This is a genomic window from Ensifer sp. LBL (assembly GCF_050435225.1).
In the GTDB taxonomy this organism is placed as follows: Bacteria; Pseudomonadota; Alphaproteobacteria; order Rhizobiales; family Rhizobiaceae; genus Ensifer.
The window spans coordinates 294,810-315,369 of the sequence record NZ_JBNDJY010000003.1 but is presented as its reverse complement, the minus strand read 5'-3'; the positions used below and the strand labels follow the sequence as shown (position 1 = coordinate 315,369).

General features: G+C 63.0%; 19 protein-coding genes. 9 read left to right on the top strand and 10 right to left on the bottom strand.

Annotated elements, in window-relative coordinates:
• Positions 1–189 precede the first annotated feature (189 nt).
• A complete protein-coding gene (locus OKW20_RS13200; protein WP_429172816.1) occupies positions 190–453 on the bottom strand; it encodes a hypothetical protein in 264 nt (87 codons plus the stop codon).
• Between the two features lie 153 nt (positions 454–606).
• Between OKW20_RS13200 and OKW20_RS13195 the strand changes: the two genes are divergently transcribed.
• On the top strand, positions 607–1,470 hold the full coding sequence (locus OKW20_RS13195; protein WP_429172813.1) for a LysR family transcriptional regulator: 864 nt from the start codon (positions 607–609) through the stop codon (positions 1,468–1,470).
• Positions 1,471–1,473: 3 nt separating this feature from the next.
• Here OKW20_RS13195 and gor read toward each other — a convergent pair whose 3' ends face one another.
• The 3 genes from gor to rpiA all read right to left on the bottom strand — a co-directional run bounded on the left by gor (position 1,474) and on the right by rpiA (position 4,417).
• A complete protein-coding gene (gor, locus tag OKW20_RS13190; protein ID WP_429172810.1) occupies positions 1,474–2,862 on the bottom strand; it encodes a glutathione-disulfide reductase in 1,389 nt (462 codons plus the stop codon).
• Positions 2,863–3,053: 191 nt separating this feature from the next.
• Positions 3,054–3,602, bottom strand: coding sequence for a DUF2059 domain-containing protein (locus OKW20_RS13185; RefSeq protein ID WP_043616419.1), 549 nt, complete (start codon positions 3,600–3,602; stop codon positions 3,054–3,056).
• Positions 3,603–3,721: 119 nt separating this feature from the next.
• Positions 3,722–4,417, bottom strand: coding sequence for a ribose-5-phosphate isomerase RpiA (rpiA, locus tag OKW20_RS13180; protein WP_034795102.1), 696 nt, complete (start codon positions 4,415–4,417; stop codon positions 3,722–3,724).
• Positions 4,418–4,642: 225 nt separating this feature from the next.
• Between rpiA and OKW20_RS13175 the strand changes: the two genes are divergently transcribed.
• Positions 4,643–5,317, top strand: a complete 675-nt coding sequence (locus OKW20_RS13175; protein ID WP_429172806.1) for an HAD family hydrolase — start codon at positions 4,643–4,645, stop codon at positions 5,315–5,317.
• Positions 5,318–5,358: 41 nt separating this feature from the next.
• Here the strand turns inward: OKW20_RS13175 and OKW20_RS13170 are convergent, their stop codons facing one another.
• Positions 5,359–7,251: a L,D-transpeptidase family protein gene (locus OKW20_RS13170; protein ID WP_429172804.1), complete on the bottom strand. Its 1,893-nt coding sequence runs from the start codon at positions 7,249–7,251 to the stop codon at positions 5,359–5,361.
• 510 nt (positions 7,252–7,761) lie between these two features.
• Here OKW20_RS13170 and fumC point away from each other — a divergent pair.
• Positions 7,762–9,153, top strand: a complete 1,392-nt coding sequence (gene fumC / locus OKW20_RS13165; RefSeq protein ID WP_043616470.1) for a class II fumarate hydratase — start codon at positions 7,762–7,764, stop codon at positions 9,151–9,153.
• Positions 9,154–9,345: 192 nt separating this feature from the next.
• On the top strand, positions 9,346–10,416 hold the full coding sequence (locus OKW20_RS13160; RefSeq protein WP_043616428.1) for a GGDEF domain-containing protein: 1,071 nt from the start codon (positions 9,346–9,348) through the stop codon (positions 10,414–10,416).
• Between the two features lie 85 nt (positions 10,417–10,501).
• On the opposite strand, the gene OKW20_RS13155 is transcribed toward OKW20_RS13160, so the two are convergent.
• The 3 genes from OKW20_RS13155 to OKW20_RS13145 all read right to left on the bottom strand — a co-directional run bounded on the left by OKW20_RS13155 (position 10,502) and on the right by OKW20_RS13145 (position 12,974).
• Positions 10,502–11,287 carry a M15 family metallopeptidase gene (locus OKW20_RS13155; RefSeq protein WP_429114122.1) on the bottom strand — a complete coding sequence of 262 codons (786 nt, stop codon included), beginning with the start codon at positions 11,285–11,287 and terminating at the stop codon, positions 10,502–10,504.
• Between the two features lie 54 nt (positions 11,288–11,341).
• On the bottom strand, positions 11,342–11,950 hold the full coding sequence (locus OKW20_RS13150) for a pyridoxamine 5'-phosphate oxidase family protein (protein ID WP_429114120.1): 609 nt from the start codon (positions 11,948–11,950) through the stop codon (positions 11,342–11,344).
• A 115-nt stretch (positions 11,951–12,065) separates the two neighbouring features.
• The gene (locus OKW20_RS13145) at positions 12,066–12,974 is read right to left on the bottom strand and encodes an alpha/beta fold hydrolase (RefSeq protein WP_429172799.1); all 909 of its coding nucleotides are present in this window, start codon (positions 12,972–12,974) and stop codon (positions 12,066–12,068) included.
• A 47-nt stretch (positions 12,975–13,021) separates the two neighbouring features.
• On the opposite strand from OKW20_RS13145, the gene OKW20_RS13140 reads away from it, so the two are divergent.
• Positions 13,022–13,504, top strand: a complete 483-nt coding sequence (locus OKW20_RS13140) for a MarR family winged helix-turn-helix transcriptional regulator (RefSeq protein WP_429172796.1) — start codon at positions 13,022–13,024, stop codon at positions 13,502–13,504.
• Between the two features lie 47 nt (positions 13,505–13,551).
• On the opposite strand, the gene OKW20_RS13135 is transcribed toward OKW20_RS13140, so the two are convergent.
• Positions 13,552–13,926, bottom strand: coding sequence for a gamma-butyrobetaine hydroxylase-like domain-containing protein (locus OKW20_RS13135; RefSeq protein ID WP_429172793.1), 375 nt, complete (start codon positions 13,924–13,926; stop codon positions 13,552–13,554).
• A gap of 214 nt (positions 13,927–14,140) precedes the next feature.
• Here OKW20_RS13135 and moaA point away from each other — a divergent pair, with 214 nt between their 5' ends.
• On the top strand, positions 14,141–15,190 hold the full coding sequence (moaA, locus tag OKW20_RS13130) for a GTP 3',8-cyclase MoaA (RefSeq protein ID WP_082006009.1): 1,050 nt from the start codon (positions 14,141–14,143) through the stop codon (positions 15,188–15,190).
• Positions 15,191–15,449: 259 nt separating this feature from the next.
• Here the strand turns inward: moaA and OKW20_RS13125 are convergent, their stop codons facing one another.
• Positions 15,450–17,993: a methyl-accepting chemotaxis protein gene (locus OKW20_RS13125; RefSeq protein ID WP_429172789.1), complete on the bottom strand. Its 2,544-nt coding sequence runs from the start codon at positions 17,991–17,993 to the stop codon at positions 15,450–15,452.
• A gap of 453 nt (positions 17,994–18,446) precedes the next feature.
• Between OKW20_RS13125 and OKW20_RS13120 the strand changes: the two genes are divergently transcribed.
• The 3 genes from OKW20_RS13120 to mobB are packed head-to-tail and all read left to right on the top strand — an operon-like array spanning position 18,447 to position 20,554.
• Complete coding sequence (locus tag OKW20_RS13120) at positions 18,447–19,355, top strand: DMT family transporter (protein WP_043616450.1); 909 nt, start codon at positions 18,447–18,449, stop codon at positions 19,353–19,355.
• Positions 19,356–19,364: 9 nt separating this feature from the next.
• A complete protein-coding gene (gene mobA, locus OKW20_RS13115) occupies positions 19,365–20,030 on the top strand; it encodes a molybdenum cofactor guanylyltransferase MobA (protein ID WP_429172786.1) in 666 nt (221 codons plus the stop codon).
• Positions 20,027–20,554, top strand: coding sequence for a molybdopterin-guanine dinucleotide biosynthesis protein B (mobB, locus tag OKW20_RS13110; protein WP_429172783.1), 528 nt, complete (start codon positions 20,027–20,029; stop codon positions 20,552–20,554). The genes mobA and mobB overlap by 4 nt, the downstream gene beginning before the upstream one ends.
• Positions 20,555–20,560: the final 6 nt, after the last annotated feature.

Below are 20,560 nucleotides of genomic sequence, written 5' to 3'. Positions count from 1 at the left end.
AAGGAAACGCTTGGAAAGCCATCCTACCAGAATTCATTGCTTTGCAGGGCGGCCGACGCGCAACGATATGTCCTGGGAGCGCACGATCCCGAAAGTCCTGCTCCCTATATCGAAAGAACGATGCGCAGTTTCAATGGGATAGTGGCATCTCGAATACGACAGCCGCCGCGAAGATGGGCGACGGTCTGTTCAGCGATCGTGCCCGGCGGCTTGCGGCCGGCAATGGCTGGCCCTCGCGTCCCAGCGCGCGCCTGTACGTCCTGTGAGTGTCGCATCGGAACGCGTCAGGCGCGCGTCCGATCTGCGCAGGTTAAGCAGGAAAGAGAAGACCGGCAGCACCCAGTGCAGACTGCGCCACTCCGGTCCGTCGAGCGGATCATCCAGGCCGTTGCGTTTCTCGCGGCGGCGTTCGCGTTGCAGAACCGTCCACATGACTGCCCAATGTTCAAGCATGGTCTGGCCTCCTTTGCCTTGAGACAGGGGGAGACCTAATGTCTTTGCCGGTAGCGTTGTAGGCGCACCGTTGAAAGACGTCTTTCATCCGCGAATGGAAGCCAAGGCGGATGCTCCGCGTTAGGACGAGACAGTAACCTCCATGGAGGACTTATGGCCGAGGCAGCCTGGGACGATTTGAAACTGTTCTATCACGTTGCGACCGAGGGCGGCTTGAGCGGGGCTGCCACGCGGACGGGCCTGAGCGCGCCGACCATCGGCCGGCGCATGCTCGCACTCGAGCGAGCGACCGGAAGGGTACTCTTCATCCGCAGCCAGCAAGGCTATCGCCTCGCTCACGACGGCCAGATCCTTCTCGAACATGTCCGCGCCATGCAGAATGCCGCCGAGAACATCTCCGACTGGCACCGCGACGCCTTTGCCCTGCCGATCGTGTCGGTCGCAAGCGACGCCTGGCTCGCCGGCTTCGTCGCCGATCATTCAACCGACATCCGCGCCTCGGGCGACGGTTTTCGCTTCTGCTGCAAGCACGCACATCGCGGCCTCGACCTGACCTTCAGAGAGGCCGACGTCGCCGTCCTGCACGAAAAGCCGCACTCGGGTAACGTGGCGGCGCGCCGCTCGGTCAACATCGGCTACGCCGTCTATCGCGCCGGCAATATGTCGGAGCGCGAGGACTTTCCCTGGATATCGGTTGGTACCGAAGTCGCCAGCTCGCCGGCCGAAAGATGGGTCTTTGAAAACCGCGAGCAGCAGATCCATACGTGGACCGACAGTGCCGCCCTTCTCGTGCGGCTGATCCGCAACGGCGCCGGCCGCGGCGTCCTGCCCGCCTTTGTCGGCGAAGGTGATCCATTCCTGAAGCGCGAAGGCGACTTGATCGAGGGCCTGACGCATCCGTTGTGGATCGCGGCAAACGACGACGACCGGCGCCGCCCGGAGGTCCGGACGGTCATCGATCGCCTCGCCGATCTTTTCAAGCACGAGGAGGCGCGGTTTGCAGGAGCGTCCGCCTGAGCGTTAGACCCGCTGGCCCTTGCGGATGCGATAGGACGGCGAATACATCGTCACCAGCTCCTCGGCTGCCGTCGGGTGCACCGCCATCGTTCGGTCGAAGTCGTCTTTGGTGCAGCCGGCCTTCAGCGAAATGCCGAGCAGCTGCGCCATTTCGCCGGCGTCATGACCAAGGATATGAGCGCCGAGCACCTTGCGGTCGGCGGCATTGACGATCAGCTTCATGATCATCTTTTCCTTGCGGCCGGAAAGCGTCGCCTTCATCGGCCGGAACTCGGCACGGTAGACTTCGAGTTCATCGAACCGGCGCGCCGCTTCCTCTTCGGTCAGGCCGACCGTACCGATTTCCGGCTGCGAGAAGACCGCGGTCGCGATCAGATCGTGGTCCGGCGACACCGGATTGTTCTTGTACTCGGTCTCGATGAAGCACATCGCCTCATGGATCGCGACCGGCGTCAGTTGCACGCGGTCGGTCACGTCGCCAAGCGCATAGATGCCGGGCGCACTGGTGCGCGAGAAGGCGTCGACCACGATCGCGCCGCGCTCGTCCGTCTTCACGCCGGCGGCCTCCAGGCCGAGGCCCCTGGTGTTCGGCACGCGGCCGAGCGCCAGCATCACCTGGTCGGCGGCAATGGCGCCGTGCTTCATCGTGTGCGCGACGCGCTTGCCGTCGGCGTCGAGCGTGACGGACTGGATGATGTCCTCGCAAAGGATGCGGATGCCCTTCTCTTCCATCGCCACATGCAGCCCGCGGCGCAGGTCATGGTCGAAGCGCGACAGGATTTCCTTGCCGCGATAGATCAGCGTCGTCTCGACGCCGAGGCCGTGGAAGACATTGGCGAACTCGACGGCGATGTAGCCGCCGCCGGCGATCAGGATCGACTTCGGCAGCTCCGCAAGGTCGAAGGCTTCGTTGGACGAAATGCAGTGCTCGTGGCCCGGCAGCGCGTCATGCGGGGTCGGATGACCACCGACGGCGATGACGATGCGTTCCGCCGTTACCGTCTTGCCGCTGTCGAGCAGGCGAACCGTGTTCGGGCCGACGAGCTCGGCGCGCGTATGCAGGATTTCGGCGCCGGCATTGTTGAGGCCCTTCTGGTAGAGCCCTTCGAGCCGGGTGATTTCCTGCTCCTTGGCGGCGACCAGCTTCTTCCAATCGAACGTGCTTTCGCCGACCGTCCAGCCGAAGCCCGCTGCATCTTCGAAGTGCTCGGAAAACTGCGACGCGTAGACATAAAGCTTCTTCGGAACGCAGCCGCGGATAACGCAGGTGCCGCCATAGCGAAACTCTTCCGCGATCGCGACCTTCTTGCCGAGGCTTGCTGCAAGGCGCCCGCTGCGCACGCCGCCCGAACCGCCGCCGATTACAAAAAGGTCATAGTCGAAAGCGGGCATGAGCAGTCTCCTGAAAGCAAGCGGGCCGAAATGGCGATCTGAAAAGCGGGCCGAACGATGCTTGGCCGACACGCAACCGGGCGCAGCCGATGGCTGCGTCGCAGGCACATATAGTGGAGCCTCCGGGCAAAAGAAAAGCCCGGATCGCTCCGGGCTCCTCGAAACGTGATGAAGGCGCCAAGCGCTACAGCTTATTGGGCCGGCGCCTGAACGGCGCCTTCGGCTGCTGCCGGCTGGGCGGAGCCGACCTTCTCGTCGAGCGACTTGGTCGCTTCCTGGGTCAGGTCGCGCGATACGCCCGATGCCCAGATGTCGGCAGCCTTCAGGAGTTCGCGCGAGGCGATCGGGCCGTCGTTCAGGAGCTTCTTGCCGGCGGCCGAGTTGTAGAACTCGGTGATCGCGTTCAGCTCTTCGAGCGAAAAGGTCTTGGCGTAGATCGTCGCAGCTTCGTTTTCGAGATCGGCGCGGCGGGCGGCAAGGCTAAGCGCCTTATCGTCGACGGTCGCGGTGATCAGTTCCTGATGGTTCGGCGACGCCTGGATCAGCGTGTTCTTCAGGCGCTCAGCCAGGTTCGGCAGAATGTTGTCGAAGCTGTTGGTTACGCCGAGAGCAGCGATCGTCGCGCGCGCCGCCTTGATCTGGTCTTCGGAGACGTCCTGGGCCTTGACCGCCGGAACGGACGCGGACAGCAGAACCGCGGTGGCAGCGAAAGTGCGGACAAGACCTGCGAGTTTGTTCATTTTTACCCTTGCTCCTGTGTTTGTCGCATGCTGCCCGGGCGATTGCCGCCGCCAGGCCCGCATGTATGGAAACCTGTTGTCTTCACCGCTCCTGCCCCTCATGGGGCAGCGACGCCGGCTCAGGACGCAGTCAGCGTGCGTGCCCCTTGCGGCCCGGCAATGATTGCCAGCGAAGCGATGCCGATGAAAAGCCCGTGCTCGACGACGCCGGGAATGGCATTCAGCTCCCCCGCGAGCGCATCTGCATCAGGAATACGGCCAAAAGATGCATCGAGAATAAGGTGTCCGCCGTCCGTCAGGAAGGCGCCGTCATGGGACTGGCGGACAGTGATATCGCCGGAAAGCCCCAGGCGCGAAGCGACCTTTTCGATCGCAATCCGCGTTGCCACCTGACCGAAGGGATTGACCTCGATCGGCAGCTTGAAGGCGCCGAGAACGTCGACCACCTTCGTCTCGTCGGCAATCACGATCATGCGCTTGGAGGCGGCCGCAACGATCTTTTCACGCAGCAGCGCGCCGCCGCCGCCCTTGATCAGCCGCAGCTGGCCGTCGACCTCGTCGGCGCCGTCGATCGTCAGGTCCAGTTCGGGCAGCTCGTCGAGCGACTTCAGCGAAACACCGAGTTCGAGGCAGAGCCGCGCCGTGCGCTCCGAGGTGGGAACGCCTTCGATGCGAAAGCCCGCTGCGACCTTCTCGGCCAGGAGCCGCACAAACTCCTCGGCCGTGGAACCCGTGCCGATGCCGAGACGCATGCCGTCTTCGACATATTCCAGCGCCGCGGCCGCGGCTTTGATCTTCATTTCGCGGGCGTCCATGCGCCGGTCGCTCCCTTGTGATTCGCACGGGCAGCAGGCCGCAATCAGCGAACGGCCGCCCGTTTTTCCGCTGTGACACTTACACGCCCGACGGCGCAAACAAAAGTCAAAATGAAATCAGCACTCAGGATTCCGCGTGCTTTGCCGCGCTCGCTTGCCATTGCAATCGCCGATGAGTTCGCCTACCCGATCAGCAACGGTTTTCAGCGCCAAGAGGTTTTCTCCTTGTCTTCTCCCATTGTCGTCTTCGATCTCGACGGAACGCTCGTCGATACGGCGCCAGACCTGGTCGCCAGCCTAAACCATGCGGTTACCCAGGCCGGCGTCGAGCCGGTCACCTACGGCGACCTTACCCATCTCGTCGGCCACGGTGCCCGCGCCATGATCGAGCGCACCTTCGCGATGCGGCAAAAGCCGCTCTCCGAAGACGTGCTGGAATGGCAGCTGAAGGAATTCGTCGATTTCTACCACGGCTCGATGCCGGGCGATTCGCTGCCCTATCCGGGCCTCGTCGACGCGCTCGACCGCCTGTCCGGCGCCGGCTTCAAGCTCGCCGTCTGCACCAACAAGCCGGAAAAGCTCGCCACGCGCCTGCTCGAACGGCTCGGCCTGATCGAGCGCTTCGCCGCGATATCGGGTGGCGACACCTTCGAAGTACGCAAGCCGGACGCCGCGCACCTGCTGCGCACGGTTTCCAATGCCGGGGGCCTGGCGACCCGCACCGTGATGGTCGGCGACAGCCTCAACGACTTCCTCGTCGCCCGCAATGCTCAGGTGCCCTCGATCGCCGTTCCCTTCGGCTACTCCGATGTTCCGGTCGAAAGCCTCGATCCCACCGTCGTCATCAGCCATTTCGACGAGCTGACCCCGGATCTGGTCTCGGGCCTGTTTTCCAAATAGCAGACAAGAAAAAGGCCGCTCGAAGCGGCCTTTTTCTTTGCTTATCCTTCCGCCCGGCGCGCGCCGCGCGTCGCGTCGAAGGCCCGGTTCATGTACATGTCGCGGTCGTAGACGTCGTTGAAGTACTCGACCACGCCGTCCTTGTTCGGCCAAGCCGTGAAGTAGGCGACATAGACCGGAACCTTCACCGGAACCTGCAGCGCCTTGTTGCGGCCGCCGGCGATCTCCTTGCCGACATCGTCGACGCTCGTGCCGAGCACGGCTGCCGCCATCAGGCGCGGATCGGCAAGGCGCACGCAGCCGTGGCTGAGCGCGCGGTTGTCACGCTTGAAGAAGCTCTTCGACGGCGTGTCGTGCATGTAGATCGCGTGGCTGTTGGGGAACAGGATCTTCAACTCGCCAAGCGCATTGTCGCTGCTCGGCGGCTGACGCACGGCAACCGATGCGGTCGAGCCGTTCCAGTTGACCGATGCGGACGGGACCGGGCGGCCACCGACTTCGACCTGGTAGCCCATGCGATCGAGATAGTTCGGGTCACTCCTAAGTTTCGGCAGCATCTCGTTGACGATGATCGACTGCGGCACGCCCCAGTAGGGATTGACCTCGACCGTCTGGATCTCGTCCTGGAAGAAGTAGGTCTGGTTCGCCTTGGAGCCGACGACGACGCGCATCGAGAACTGCTCGGCGCCCTTGTCGGCGTAGGTGGCGGTAAAGGCCGGCTGGTTGATGAAGACGTAGCGGTCGCCGAGACCATCCGGCAGCCAGCGCGCCTGCTCCATGGCGATCTCGAGCTTGTTGATCTTGGCCGCGACCGTGTCGCCGCCGGTCAGGATGCGAAGCGACGCCTGGCCGACAACACCGTCGGCCTTGAGCCCGTGCTCCTGCTGGAACGCCTCGACCACAGTGACCAGCTCCGGCGTGTATTCCGGGGTACCCTGGTAGGCGGCAAGAACCGTAGCATGGTCGGTCTTCAGCTTTTCCGAACCCTTGAGCCGGATACCCGCGATGATGTTTGCGAGTTCGGGATTGCTCTGGCCCGGCTTCAGCAGCGTGCCCGGCGCGATCTCGACGCGTTGCTCGACACCCTGTTCAGCGCGCAATTTTGCGAGTTCCGCCGAGAGTGCCGCAAATTGCGTGCTCTTCGGGCTCTGCTCATTCAAAAGCGCGGCAACGTCGCTGCTTGCCGACATCTTGTCGAGAAGCGGCAGCAGTTCCACCGACTTGCGCTTGAAGTCGTGATAGCCGGAGATCTTGTTCGGATCGATACGGCCGCGCACGGTGTCCTGCACGTAGCTGAGCGTCGCGGCCGAAAGCGCGATCTCGAACTGCACCAGCTCCTTTTCGCGGGCGATCATGTCGCCGCGGTCGAAAGTGTCGGAGGGCACGCTGACGGCATAATCCTGGGGATCGAGGCCGACCTTGGCAGCGTCAGCCAGAACGGCAACCGCTGCCTTCGCCTTGGCATTGACGCCTTCAGCGCCGATCCAGATGTAGTCCATGCGGGCGCCGTAATGGGCTTCGACCGCCTTTGCGACATCGCCCGAGGCACGCACGTTGATGCCGGGAAGGAACTGGCGCGCGTCGGCCAGCGGCGTACGCAGCATCGGCGGCAGCGCGTCGTTGCGCACGGAACCGGTAACCAAGGGATCGAGCAGCTTGTCGGTTGCGATCCGGCGCAGCGGCTCGGCCTTGTAGGTATAGTATTTCGGGCCGGTGATTTTCGGCAGCGGCTTGGCTGCCTGCTGCTGCGGATCGACCATCGCGCCGACGCCGGGAAGCGCCTCGTTGGTCGGGGCCTGCTGTGTTTCAGGCTTCTTCCGGCCTGCCCGGATGAAATCGCCAAGTGTGAAGGCCGAAGCCGGCCGCGCGTCCATGGTCGCGATCGCACAGCCGCTCATGAGCGCTACGATCGCTGCCGTCTTAAGAACTCTCATATGAAACTACGTCCCCGTATCGCGTTGTCGCCGAATTCGGCTGAAGCCAGATTCTCGCCACGCCCTCGTGCGCTAAAAGTTATAGAAAAGGATGGTGAATGAAAAGGAAACGCGCCGGCACTGATCGCCATCGGACCTCCTGTCGAAATCTCCCGAACGCCTCATTTTAAAGACGTGCGGGGAGCGATAAAAATTTGATCCCAATGGATTTTATTTCTGCATGCGCCCTTGCGCCGGCAGCGGCAGGCGATCGTCGCCGGAAAAGAAGATGGCGTCTGTGACCGAAACATCACAACGCTGCCGGAGGCCCGGCAAAGACCGAATCACGGTGGCGCGGCGTGGACCCACCACGCCCGTGGGGTTTCAAACGATTGTAGCATAGCCAGCCCGGGCCCGCCCCTTTACAAGCTTCGGCCGTCGGGGCAGAGAGAGGCCCGGCACCCTGGAGAGATCCGCCACACGGCCCCTCGCCCAGGCTTCATGAACCGCATGATCAAGGCAGGTATCACGATGACATCGACGCGCACGGAAACAGATACGTTCGGCCCCATCGAAGTGGCGAACGACCGCTATTGGGGCGCTCAGGCCCAGCGTTCGCTCGGCAACTTCAAGATCGGTTGGGAAAAACAGCCGGCTTCGATCGTCCGGGCGCTCGGTATCGTCAAGCAGGCGGCCGCCCGCACCAACCAGGCACTCGGCCGCCTCGACTCGACCGTCGCCGATGCGATCGTCAAGGCGTCGCAGGAAGTCATCGACGGCAAGCTCAACGACCATTTCCCACTCGTCGTCTGGCAGACCGGCTCCGGCACCCAGTCGAACATGAACGCCAACGAGGTCATCTCGAACCGCGCCATCGAACTCATGGGCGGCGTCATGGGCTCGAAAAAGCCGGTGCATCCGAACGACCACGTCAACATGAGCCAGTCGTCGAACGACACCTATCCGACCGCGATGCACATCGCCTGCGCCGAGCGCGTCATCCATGACCTGCTGCCGGCGCTGAAGCACCTGCACAAGGCGCTCGAAGCCAAGGTCAAGGCCTTCGACCACATCATCAAGATCGGCCGCACCCACACCCAGGATGCAACCCCGCTGACGCTCGGCCAGGAATTCTCCGGCTACGCGGCGCAGGTCGCCTCCTCGATCAAGCGCATCGAAATGACCCTACCGGGCCTTTGCGAACTTGCGCAGGGCGGCACGGCCGTCGGTACCGGCCTCAACGCACCTGTCGGCTTTGCCGAAAAGGTCGCCGAAGAGATCGCCAAGATCACCGGCATCGCCTTCACCACCGCGCCGAACAAGTTCGAAGCGCTCGCCGCCCATGATTCCATGGTCTTCAGCCACGGCGCGATCAATGCGACGGCCGCTGCCCTCTTCAAGATCGCCAACGACATCCGCTTCCTCGGCTCCGGCCCGCGCTCGGGCCTTGGCGAATTGTCGCTGCCAGAAAACGAACCTGGCTCGTCGATCATGCCGGGCAAGGTCAACCCGACCCAGTGCGAAGCGCTGACCCAGGTCTGCGTCCAGGTGTTCGGCAACCACGCCGCGCTTACCTTCGCCGGCAGCCAGGGCCATTTCGAGCTCAACGTCTTCAACCCGCTGATGGCCTACAACTTCCTGCAGTCGGTTCAGTTGCTCGCCGATGCGGCCGTATCCTTCACCGACAATTGCGTCGTCGGCATCGAGGCACGCGAAGACAACATCAAGGCGGCACTCGACCGCTCGCTGATGCTGGTCACGGCGCTTGCTCCGAAGATCGGCTACGACAACGCCGCCAAGATCGCCAAGACCGCGCACAAGAACGGCACGACGCTGCGCGAAGAAGCGGTCGGCGGCGGCTATGTGACGAACGAAGAGTTCGACGCGGTCGTTCGTCCGGAAACGATGATCAGCCCGGCCTGATCCATTTTGATACACCACGGCGCCTCCGCGGCGCCGTGGCCTTGATGTCGCGAACGCACAGTCGATCGGCAATACCTGTCGCGATCGATCACGATGCGGTGGCGCGACGGCGGCAAATATTAAGACTTCGCAAATCATTTGCCCCTAAAAATAATGACCGATAAGCAGCGTTTCATATTAGGGGGTTTGCACATGCAAACGGCAAGCTCGGGCAAGGCTCAGACGCCCGATATCGCAGCGCAGGTAACCCATGCGATGCGCATGATGGGCGTGGCGCCCATCCCCCGCAATTACGAGCTCTATTACGAAGCCTATCTCGGCTCCAACCCGCAGTTGTCGAAGGAGCTGGCCGCACTCGGTAGCCGCGCGACCCAGGAAGAACTGGACGCGATCGGCGCGCAGTATTTCAGCCACATCCATCGCTCCAACGGGATCGAGCGCGCCCACACCACGCTTGCGGCCAAGCTTGCCGAACTGGTGACCCTGTTGCGCGACGAGCAATATGCGCTTGAGAACTACAACAAGGTTCTCGATGAGGCCTACGTCAACATCGTCAGCAAGAGCGCATCGAGCGCCGACATCCTGCGCCACGCGATCGGCATCCTGACCGATGCGACTGCGGAGACGATGAGCCAGGGCAAGGAACGCGTCGAAACTGTCGTGCAGAAGTCCTTCGAGATGGAGGTCATCCGGCAGGAACTCGACGAGTACAAGCGCATCGCCAACACCGACTCGCTGACGCGGCTCGCCAACCGCCGCGCCTTCGACGACAATCTGGCGGCTGTCTACAACAACGAGCACCTGAGAAACTTCACCGGCCTGCTCGTCGCCGACATCGACCACTTCAAGAAGGTCAACGACACCTTCGGCCATCCCGTCGGCGACAAGATCCTGGCGACCGTCGGCGGCGTGTTGCGCGCCAATCTGCGCCGGGAGGCTTTCGTCGCGCGCACCGGCGGCGAGGAATTCGCCATCATCCTCGGCGACAGCAGCCAGGAAGAGTGCCTCCAGATTGCCGACCGCATCCGCACCGTGCTGGCTGCGACGCCCTTCCGCAATTCCAAGACCGGCGTCAATTACGGCCCGATCACGCTGTCCGTCGGCGTCTGCATGGCGACGGCCGCCGAAGACCCGGTCGACCTCTACAACAAGGCCGACATCGCGCTCTACTCGGCCAAGAACGCGGGCCGCAACAAGACGGTTCTCTTCGAGGACGGCATGCGCAAGGAATCCGGCCGCAATTGGCTGATCTATCGCCGCTGAGAAGGCGGCGTCTTCCTGATACAAAACCGACAACGGGCGCCCTTCGCGGGCGCCTTTTGCGTTTCATGGCGAGTACCTGCTGGGACTACTGGCGACACGCGTCGGCGCCTGCGGCGCGAGCAATTGCGATCATCTCCGGCCGGTATTCGAAATGCATCGTGTCGAAGTGATACCAACGGCCGCCCCAGATGAAGCCGTGTTTCTCGAAGGCTTGAACGATGCCCAGCGGGTAGCGGTTGCGATAGCCGTCGCGGGCCTTTCCGGCCCAGCGCCAATAGTCGGCAAAGCGCGTGTTGATATCGATGGCCGCACCGAAACTGTGGACCGACAGCGTCGCGGTGCCCGCAATCGGCCGCCAGTTGAAGGTGCCGGCACTCGGGCTGAGATAGCGCCTGAATTCGGCTTGTCGCGACAGGTCCGCGGCGACAGCCTTCAGCGCCGCCGCCATCCCATGCTTCCTCGTGACCTGCAGCCGCTCGCCGAACCAGTCCACGCCAACGAGATCCCGCCGGACGGCTGCAGCGCTGCCGCCATAGAGCCGTTTCAGAAGCGCTTCGCTGCGTATGCGCCCCGGGTCGACATCGACCGCTGGCGGCGTCGCACAGGCACCGAGCGGATAGACCTGCGACAGGCTGTCCTCGACGTCCCCCGCAGCGAGTTTCTCGGCATGACTTTTCGTTCGGCCGTCGTCGATGACGATCGGCGATCCGCCATCCCTAAGGATCAAGGCATTGCCGTCGATGCGCGCGATGGCATCCGGGTAGCTTGCTGCCAGCAGATTGAGCTTTTCCGCCAGCGATGGCTCACCAGCAGACGCCTTGCCGGCCAGGAGGGCGAGCAGGAACGCACCTGTCAGAGCTTGCTGCCGCACCCTCGCCTCCAGCCTCCGTGCTTGCCTGATCGCGCCGATCAGCCGGGGCGCAACTTACCACATGGTCTTGGCGGCGCGCTCCGGCCATTCGCGGTCATAGGTCTCCCGGTCGAAATCCGCCTTGGCGGCCTTCAGCAGCGTGCCGGGCGTCGGCAGCGATGCCGGATCGAGGAAGCGATCGGGGTTCCAGAGTTGGGCACGCATGACGGCGCGGGCGCACTGGAAATAAACCTCGCCAATCGTCACGACGATGACGCTGCGCGGGTGCTTGCCGTCGACCTCGAAGCTTTCCGTCAGGGTGGGATCGACGCTGAGCACCGCCGTGCCGTTGATGCGCATCGTCGTGTTCGAACCGGGAATCAGGAACATCAGCGCCACGCGCGGATCGCGCACGATATTGGCAAGCGAATCGACCCGATTGTTGCCGCGCCAGTCCGGCAGAAGCACAGTCTTGTCGTCGCCGATCCGCACGACGCAATCGTCGTCGCCGCGCGGTGAGCAATCGAGACCCTCCGGGCCGACGGTCGCAAGCGCGCAGAAAGGCGATGCCTCGATCATCAGCCGGTATTCGGCCGTCAGCGTCTTGGTGACCTTGGCCACCGACGCTTCGCTGACGCCGCCATAGAGCGCGTTGAGTTCCTCGACCGAGGTGATGATCGACATGCCGTCCTCCAATGCTGCCAAAAAAGCCCGGGAACAATCTGGATACAGAGAATCCCGGGCCAGCGACCCTTCGGCCGATAGCATGACAGACTGATGACGCGGTCAACGAAAATAGTCAGGCGGCGGCTTTTTGATCTTCCGCGTGTATGAAGGCGTTGATCCGCGCGATCACCGGTGCGGCCGAAACGATGCGCCGGTGGCCAAAACCGTTTGCCCAGTGCATTTCGACATTCGGCCCGGCCGCCGCATAACGGCGCGCATGGTCGGCGGAGACTTCCTTGTCGTCTTCCGCATGGATGACGAGCGTCGGCACGGCGCGCGCCTGGATCACGTGCGCAGCATCGAAATCCTGAAGTCGGCGGCCGGAGAGACGTTCGACAACGCCTTCGAAGGCCACCTGCGCCTTCGGAGAAAGGCGAAGAATTCTCCCGAAGCCTTTGAAAAGCCAAGTCATCTCGCTTGGTGCACCGATCAGCACCAGCTTCTTCGGCATATGGCTGTGCACGTCGCAGACGATGCCGCCGGCAGCGCAAGCCAGGCTGCCGCCGCCGAAGGAATGGCCGACACAGACGTCGAAATTGCCGAAGTGCCGCCAGGCCGCGTCAATCGCCCGAACCGCTGCCGGCATCGTCAGCGTGCGCCCCGGCGAAGCGCCGTGCCCGGGCCAGTCGAGGGTCACCACCTCGGCGCCGCCCTTCACCAGGCCGTCGATCATTGCAGCGAGATAGTCGCTGCGCGATCCCCAACCGTGCACCAGGAGAATGCGCTTGGTGTTGGCGGCCTCGCGCGGCGCCGCGAACCGGCGCGCCAGCACCCAGCCGCCGGAATAGGAGAGCGTCACCGGTTGGCCCCTGGCGATAACAGGGGCGGCAGCGGCGAGCGCCGCCTTTTCCTTGGCGTTCTTCGGCTTTCTGCCGGGCGTGAGAGTGAACAGCCTGAAAGCGAGCCGCCCGGCCGCCTCGGGTGAAAACGCGTCGACGCCCTTCAGCGCGTTGCGGATGACCTTGATCGCAAAGGATGCCATAGTGGGAATCTCTTGTTATGTTCAATGCTGAACATAATTGTACAACGTTGAACGAAAATCAAGTGACGAGCGAACATCATTTTCCCTGGGACCACCCCCGCTTCCGCAGCTGGATCGCCGTGGCACGCGCCTGCCAGTTGATGCAGCAGACGGTGACGCGCGAGATCGCCCATCTCGACATCAAGCCGCCGCATCTTGACATCCTCATCAATCTCTATCGCTTCGAAGGCATTTCGCAGCAAGAACTGGCGCGCAAGCTGCTGGTCGGGCGCTCGAACATGAGCATGCTTCTGCCGCACCTGGAAAAGCGCGGGCTCATCCTGCGCCGCGGTGACGACAAGGATAAGCGCATACTGCGCCTGTCATTGACAGCTGAAGGCCGGACGCTCACCGAGGCGGCGATGGAGATCCATACGGCGCTGATCGAGCGATTGCTGGACGACGAATCGCTGGATGATTGCCTGGTGGTCACCCGATCGATGGAGCGGCTGATTGGCATGCTGCTGAAGGAAGAGAACGAGCTGGCCTGACGAGTGCTGATTTTGCGCGTCTGATGAGACGCGGGGCGCGGTCTTGGTCAGCGCGGCTTTTCCGCCTTGTCTCGCGACATGCCCTTGTCGGCAAGTTCCTGCTCGTAGGCGGCAAAGAGCTCCGCGCCCTTTTCCCCCAGTTCATGCAGATAGTTCCAGGTAAAGATGCCGGTATCATGGGTATCATCAAAACCGATGCGCACCGCATAATTGCCGGTCGGCTGCACCGAGATGATCTGCACATTGCGCTTGCCGGGCACGGTCACCCGCTGGCCGGGACCATGGCCCTGCACTTCGGCAGACGGCGAAAGCACCCGCAGCATCTCCGCCGAAAGATCGAAGGACGCTCCGTCGTTGAACGTCACCACAAGCCGGTGGCGATCCTTCGACACCCGCAATTCCGTCGGCCAGAATTCGCTCATTTCGCTGCTTCCTTTCGCGTACGACAAACCGGATGCCGCCCATTCGCCGTAATCTGCGTCCCCGATGCGGCATTGCTCTTAAGGACGACAATGCACTAGCGCAGAAATCGGCGCGCGAGAATTACCCGTCTCTTCCGATCAACACTTTGCGACAGTATGCGCCTTGACGCGACCATCTTCGACGACGACATTGAAGGGGCTGGGAGAAAGACGTTTGAACACAGCAACGATAGACAGATTTGGCGCTCTGCCGCTGGAGCAGAAGACGGCCCCGATGATCGACCCCTTCGGGCGGGCGATCACCTATCTGCGCGTGTCCGTCACCGACCGCTGCGATTTCCGCTGCACCTATTGCATGGCCGAGCACATGACCTTCCTGCCGAAGAAGGATCTGCTGACGCTCGAAGAATTGCAGCGTCTCTGTTCCGCCTTCATCGGAAAGGGTGTGCGCAAGCTCAGGCTTACCGGCGGCGAACCGCTGGTGCGCAAGAACATCATGTTTCTGGTGCGCGAACTCGGTCGTGAGATCGAGGCCGGCCGGCTTGACGAACTGACGCTGACGACCAATGGCTCGCAGCTTTCCAAGTATGCCGCCGAGCTCGTCGACTGCGGCGTCAAGCGCATCAACGTCTCGCTCGATACGCTCGACCCGGCAAAGTTCCACCAGATCACCCGCTGGGGCGAACTCTCCAAGGTCATGGAAGGCATCGACGCCGCCCAGGCCGCCGGCCTCAAGATCAAGATCAACGCGGTGGCGCTCAAAGGCTTCAACGACCAGGAGATCCCGGACCTGATGCGTTGGGCCCATGGCCGCGGCATGGATCTGACCTTGATCGAGACCATGCCGATGGGAGAGATCGAGGAAGACCGAACCGACCACTACATGCCGCTGTCGGAAATGCGCCGGCAGTTGGAAGAACAGTTCACCTTCTCCGATATTCCCTATCGCACCGGTGGCCCTGCCCGCTATCTCGAAGTGGCAGAAACCGGCGGAAGGCTCGGCCTGATCACGCCGATGACCCATAATTTCTGCGAGAGCTGCAACCGCGTCCGTCTCACCTGCACCGGCACGCTCTACATGTGCCTCGGCCAGAACGACGCGGCCGACCTGCGCACCGCGCTCAGGGCCTCGGAAGACGACGCCTATCTCAGCCAGGTGATCGACGAGGCGATCGGCCGCAAGCCGAAGGGCCACGACTTCATCATCGACCGCGAGCACAACCGCCCGGCCGTTGCCCGCCACATGAGCGTCACCGGCGGCTGACCTTTTATCAGGGTACCAATCTTGGAAAAACAACCGGCAGGCGGCCCCTCAACCGCCTGCCGGCACCTTCTCCACGCAAATGGGGAGAAGGGAATGTGGGGCACATCTTCATGTCCCCACGTACTCCGCGTGTCAGTGGATAGCGCCTGTATGGGCTTGCCCGTTCGGCACATTCCCTCGCCCCGTCTGCGGGGAGAGGATGTTTCGTGGATTGCCTCAAGGCAAGTCCGTAACGAGAGCCGAGCTGCCCTCGGGGGGCTCAAGCCGCGTAGCTTCGATGCCCCTGGCCCCGCGCGCCGATGCCGTCCGTCCCTGTGCGGAAGCGCTCGATCTTGTCGTTGAGCGCTTCCACCTGCCGGCGCAGGCCGTGGATCTCGGCGGTATTTTCCTCGACCATCGCTGCGTTCTGCTGGGTGATCAGTTCGACCTGATGGACCGCCGAGTTCACCTCGTTGAGACCGGTGTACTGGTCGGCGGCCGAAGCCTCGATGTTGCTGACAAGGTCGTGGATCGTGCCGATGTGGCTGTTGATTACCGTCAGCGCATCGCCGGTTTCCTGGACGAGAGCGACGCCGCTTCTCACCTGTGCCGAGCTTTCGGAAATCAGCCCCTTGATCTCGCGGGCAGCCCCGGCGCAACGCTGGGCGAGTTCGCGCACTTCCTGCGCCACCACGGCAAAGCCGCGGCCCGCCTCGCCTGCCCGCGCCGCCTCGACGCCGGCATTGAGCGCAAGCAGGTTGGTCTGGAAGGCGATCTCGTCGATGACACCGATGATCGTGCTGATCTTTTCCGAGGAGCGGTTGATCTCCGCCATGGCATCGATCGCCTTGGCGACCACCTGGCCGGAATGCTTGGCGTAGGAGTTGGTCTCGCCGACCGAAACCGTCGTCTTGCGGGCGCTTTCGGCGGTCGCGCGGACGATATCGGTCAATTGACGCAGCGCCCGCGAGCTTTCTTCAAGCGCCGCCGCCTGTTGCTCGGTCCGGCGCGCCAGGTCGTCCGCCGACGCGGCAAGATTGCCGGTGCCGCCGGTGATCTCACCGGTGACGACGCGCACGTCGGCTAGCGTCGCCCGCAGCGCCTCGACGGCATTGTTGTAGGTGCGGGCCATGATCACGTAATCGGCCGGCAGGTCTTCGGACATGCCCTCTTCGAGATCGCCGTCGGCAAGTGCCGCCAGCACGTCGGAGAGTGCGTTCAGCGCCTGCATCTGCTCGGCCTCGATGCGGGCGCGCTCGGCCGCCCGACGCGTTTCCTCTTCTGCAGAAAGCGCACGCGCAGCCTCGGCCTCGCGGCCAAGCCGGACATTTTCGACCGCATTGTCGCGGAAGACGGCAACCGAGCGCACCATGTCGCCGATCTCGTCGCCACGGTTGCGGCCCTCGATGGCAACGTCGAGATCGCCATTGGCAAGCCGCGTCATCGTTTCCGTCACGCGCTTCAGCGGGCCGCGCAACGTTTCGACCAGCATCAGGCCGCCGATGATGGCAAGCAGCGTGCCGGCGATCATCGCCACGATCGAAACATCTGCCGAGCGCTGGCTGTCGACCTTGCCGGCCTCCTGGGCGCTGCTGACGAAGCTCTCGAGCGTCGTGCTGGCGGTTGCGACCATCGTCGCCGCTTCGCTCTTTGCCGCCTGCCAGCGGCCGCCGACATCGATCAATGCTGCCGTGCCCTTGTCGATGTTGTCGAGCGATGGGCCGAGCTTGCCTGGCAGATCGCGAAGGGCTGCATTCTTGCCGCCGAGTTCGCCAAGTTTGGCTGCCGTCTCGCGAACCGCCTGGATATCGGCCATGACCGGCGCGCGGCCGGCGGCATCGAGCTTGCGATGCAGCTCGCTGATGTGCAGCCGCGTGCTGTCGAGGCCCTTGAAGGTGTCGCCCATCAGCGCGATCAAGGTCTTCAGCTGCGAGATCTCGGCATCCATTCCGACGAAGCGCTTGGCGGCCGTGTCGGAATTCTTCGCGGCCTCCTTGGCAAAGTCGGCCTCATATTTCGAGAACTTGCTGAGGATCGGCACCAGCGCGTTCTTCTTCGCCTCGTTGTCCTCGCCGCCGGCAAGGATCGCCTGAACTTTGAGCGCCTGGTCCTTCACTTCGGCAATCGGCGCCTGCACCTTTTCCGAGGCGATCTTTTCGGCTTCTTCGATCTGCTTCATGAGATGCGGCAGAAGCTTGTTCGCCTGGTCGACCTTGGCGTCGGGATTGACGGCCATCGTCACCGGAAGACGGAATTTCTTGATGCGCTCGGCAAGGCCCTGATAGGCCGCGGCATCGAACAGCAACGCCTTGGCGAAGGCTTCCTTCTCGCCCGATTCCTTGCGGATGATGTCGATCTGCTTATAGGCGCCGTTGCCCTGTTCGGTCATGTCGGCAAGCGCCTTGTCAAGCGACGCTGTCACCTGATCACGTTCGATCTTGGTCGCCCAGAGCTTGTCCGTCTGGCTGCGCATTGCATTTCCGAGCGCCAGCACAGAGGCAATCTCCGCCTTGTCCTCGGCACGGCTCAACAGGCCGTCGAGCGCCTTCACGCCGCCTTCCTGTTCGTCGATCTGGCTCGACAGGGCCGTGCGTGTATCTTCACTCGGCGCATCGGCAAACGCCTGCAGCGCGCCACGCAGCGCCTGGAAATCCGAGAGATTGTTGATGGTTTCCCGCGTCACGGTCATATGGCCGTTGAGCGTACGGGCAGTGAAGAAGCCGATGAGACCAATGCCGGCGATAAGCGCCACGAGCGGAACCACGAAAAGCAGAACCTTGGTGACGATACGCAGCCGTTGCAGCAAGCGATCGATGAAAGACATTGCGCACCCCTGATTATTCTTATGGGAAGCAGGCCCGCGCGGCGGCTTTTCTTGGTGGAAACACCGATGGAACATCGACCGGAGGCTCTCCCAAGCCTCAAGCAAACGTCCCTGGAATGGCCACCCTGCAAGGTTTATTGCGGCGCCACCCCGCCGATCGCGTCATGCGAATGGATGCGGAATTGCGGCGACGATAGGCAGCGAAACTTAAGATTCCGCGAATAAGCTTATGTTCGAACGCAGCCGTTTTACCGGCGAACGACAGTCTTTCCTGTAAGGGGCGCGGCGCGAAAACACCCCTTCTACTTGTCGAACAAGAAAAGTCGTCGCGTCATGCGATCCCGTTTGCACAAGGCGGCAGCCAATGCTTAAACATTAGGCGATCCATTCACGGATTCGCCTCCCATTCGCCGGCAGCGCAGCCCGCTCGTCCGGCGCCGCAGGACAGCCAGCATGCAAGCCTCCACCAATTTCCGCGGCATTCTTTTCATGTGCCTGGCGATGGTCACGTTTTCCTGCAACGACGCGCTCGTCAAATCCGTCACCGGTGCGATGAATGTTGGGCAGATCATCTTCGTGCGCGGCTTGCTGACGACGCTGATGGTCGTGCTCGCCGCCTGGCATTTTCGCGCCTTCCGGCCGATCGGAACGCTAATGCGGCCGGTGATTCTGCTGCGCATCGCCATGGAGGCGCTGGCCTCCGTCACCTACATCTCGGCCCTTGGCCAGATCCCGCTCGCCAATGCCTCGGCGATCATGCAGGCGCTGCCCCTGGCGGTCACGCTCGGCGCCGCACTCTTCCTCGGCGAGCCGGTCGGCTGGCGCCGCTGGACCGCGATCATCGCCGGCTTCATCGGCGTGCTGATCGTGCTGCGGCCAGGCCCCGAAGGCTTCACGCCGGCGGCGCTGACCGTGGTCGGCTGCGTCTTCGTCACCGCGACCCGCGATCTCTGCACCCGCCGCATCGGCCACGACGTGCCGGCGCTCTACATCACCGTATCGACTTCGCTCGTCACCACCATCGTCGGCGCCCTGCTCATCCAGCCGATGGGCGGCTGGCAGCCGATGTCGACGACCACCTTCAGCCATATCGCTGCGGCGAGCGTTCTTTTGATGCTCGGCTACCAGACGATCGTGCTGGCGATGCGTGCTGGCGACATCTCGGTGATTGCGCCCTTCCGCTACACCAGCCTTATCTGGTCGATTGCGATCGGCATATTCTTCTTTGCCGAGGTGCCGGATCACTGGATGCTGGTCGGCGTCGCGATCATCATCGGTTCGGGCCTCTACACCTTTTATCGCGAGACGCTGCGCGGCCGTAAAGCCGTTGCCCAGCGCTCGCTGACCGGCCCGCTGGAATAGGAGCCGACAATGCCCGGAAGCCCTCCCTCGCCCCTGATCAGCGCATCCCGGCCCGCCGTCGTACTCGCCGGCGGATTGTCGCGCCGAATGGGCAGGCCGAAGTTCGGCCTTCCGCTCGGCGGTCAGACGATGCTGTCGCGCATCATCGCCCGGCTCCGCCCTCAGGTGACGAGCGTCGCCGTCAACCTCAACGCCGATCCGGCCGGCGCCATAGATGAAAGCGTGCTCGTCATCGCCGATACGGTCCCCGGGTTTCTCGGTCCGCTTGCCGGCGTGCTGACAGCGATGCGCCATGTCGCGGCCACCAATCCGGCTGCAAGCCACGTCGTCGTCGTTCCGACCGATACGCCGTTCTTTCCGGACGATCTCGTCACCCGAATGGTGGCCGCCCTGACAGAGCAGCAGCAGATCGCCGTTGCGGCATCCGACAGGCAGATGCATCCGCTGTTCGGGCTCTGGCCGGTCGCCCTTGCCGACGAACTTGAGGCCTTCCTGACCAGCGATCCGAAGCGCCGCGTCCGCGCCTTCATCGAAAGCCACCCGTCGGTCACGGTCGATTTTTCGCTCGTCGCGACGACAAAAGGCGCATTCGACCCGTTCTTCAACGTCAACACGCCCGAGGATCTGATCGACGCGGAGCAATGGTTGCGTTTCTTCGAGGATGACAAGACATGAGCGCCATGAAGATCTTCGGCATCGCCGGCTGGAAGAATTCAGGCAAGACCGGCCTGATGGTGCGGCTCGTCACCGAACTGACGCAGCGCGGCTACGTCGTCTCCACCGTCAAGCACGCCCACCACGACTTCGATATCGACAAGGTCGGCGCCGACAGCTACCGCCACCGCGAGGCTGGCGCCCATGAGGTGACCATCGTCTCCGGCACGCGATTTGCGATCATGCACGAATTGCGCGGCGCGCCAGAGCCAAGCTTCGAGGGTATCCTGGCGCGGCTTGCGCCCTGTGATCTCGTGCTCATCGAAGGCTACAAGCGCGAGCCGATCCCGAAGATCGAGGCCCGCCGTCTGGAGTCCGCGAACCGCGAGCCGCTGGCCCCAACGGATCCGCATATCTGCGCGATCGCCGCCGACCATCCGGTCGCCAACAGCGATCTTCCGGTCTTCGACCTCGATGACACAAACGCGATCGCCGACTTCGTCGAGAAAGTCACGGATCTCAAGCGCAAGAACGCCGCTTCCTGATCAAGG

Excerpts from the sequence above, each read along its gene's own strand:
- OKW20_RS13200 (WP_429172816.1), bottom strand. The coding sequence starts at position 453 with ATGCTTGAACATTGGGCAGTCATGTGGACGGTTCTGCAACGCGAACGC.
- OKW20_RS13195 (WP_429172813.1), top strand. The coding sequence starts at position 607 with ATGGCCGAGGCAGCCTGGGACGATTTGAAACTGTTCTATCACGTTGCG.
- gor (WP_429172810.1), bottom strand. The coding sequence starts at position 2,862 with ATGCCCGCTTTCGACTATGACCTTTTTGTAATCGGCGGCGGTTCGGGC.
- OKW20_RS13185 (WP_043616419.1), bottom strand. The coding sequence starts at position 3,602 with ATGAACAAACTCGCAGGTCTTGTCCGCACTTTCGCTGCCACCGCGGTT.
- rpiA (WP_034795102.1), bottom strand. The coding sequence starts at position 4,417 with ATGGACGCCCGCGAAATGAAGATCAAAGCCGCGGCCGCGGCGCTGGAA.
- OKW20_RS13170 (WP_429172804.1), bottom strand. The coding sequence starts at position 7,251 with ATGAGAGTTCTTAAGACGGCAGCGATCGTAGCGCTCATGAGCGGCTGT.
- fumC (WP_043616470.1), top strand. The coding sequence starts at position 7,762 with ATGACATCGACGCGCACGGAAACAGATACGTTCGGCCCCATCGAAGTG.
- OKW20_RS13160 (WP_043616428.1), top strand. The coding sequence starts at position 9,346 with ATGCAAACGGCAAGCTCGGGCAAGGCTCAGACGCCCGATATCGCAGCG.
- OKW20_RS13150 (WP_429114120.1), bottom strand. The coding sequence starts at position 11,950 with ATGTCGATCATCACCTCGGTCGAGGAACTCAACGCGCTCTATGGCGGC.
- OKW20_RS13145 (WP_429172799.1), bottom strand. The coding sequence starts at position 12,974 with ATGGCATCCTTTGCGATCAAGGTCATCCGCAACGCGCTGAAGGGCGTC.
- OKW20_RS13135 (WP_429172793.1), bottom strand. The coding sequence starts at position 13,926 with ATGAGCGAATTCTGGCCGACGGAATTGCGGGTGTCGAAGGATCGCCAC.
- OKW20_RS13125 (WP_429172789.1), bottom strand. The coding sequence starts at position 17,993 with ATGTCTTTCATCGATCGCTTGCTGCAACGGCTGCGTATCGTCACCAAG.
- OKW20_RS13120 (WP_043616450.1), top strand. The coding sequence starts at position 18,447 with ATGCAAGCCTCCACCAATTTCCGCGGCATTCTTTTCATGTGCCTGGCG.
- mobA (WP_429172786.1), top strand. The coding sequence starts at position 19,365 with ATGCCCGGAAGCCCTCCCTCGCCCCTGATCAGCGCATCCCGGCCCGCC.
- mobB (WP_429172783.1), top strand. The coding sequence starts at position 20,027 with ATGAGCGCCATGAAGATCTTCGGCATCGCCGGCTGGAAGAATTCAGGC.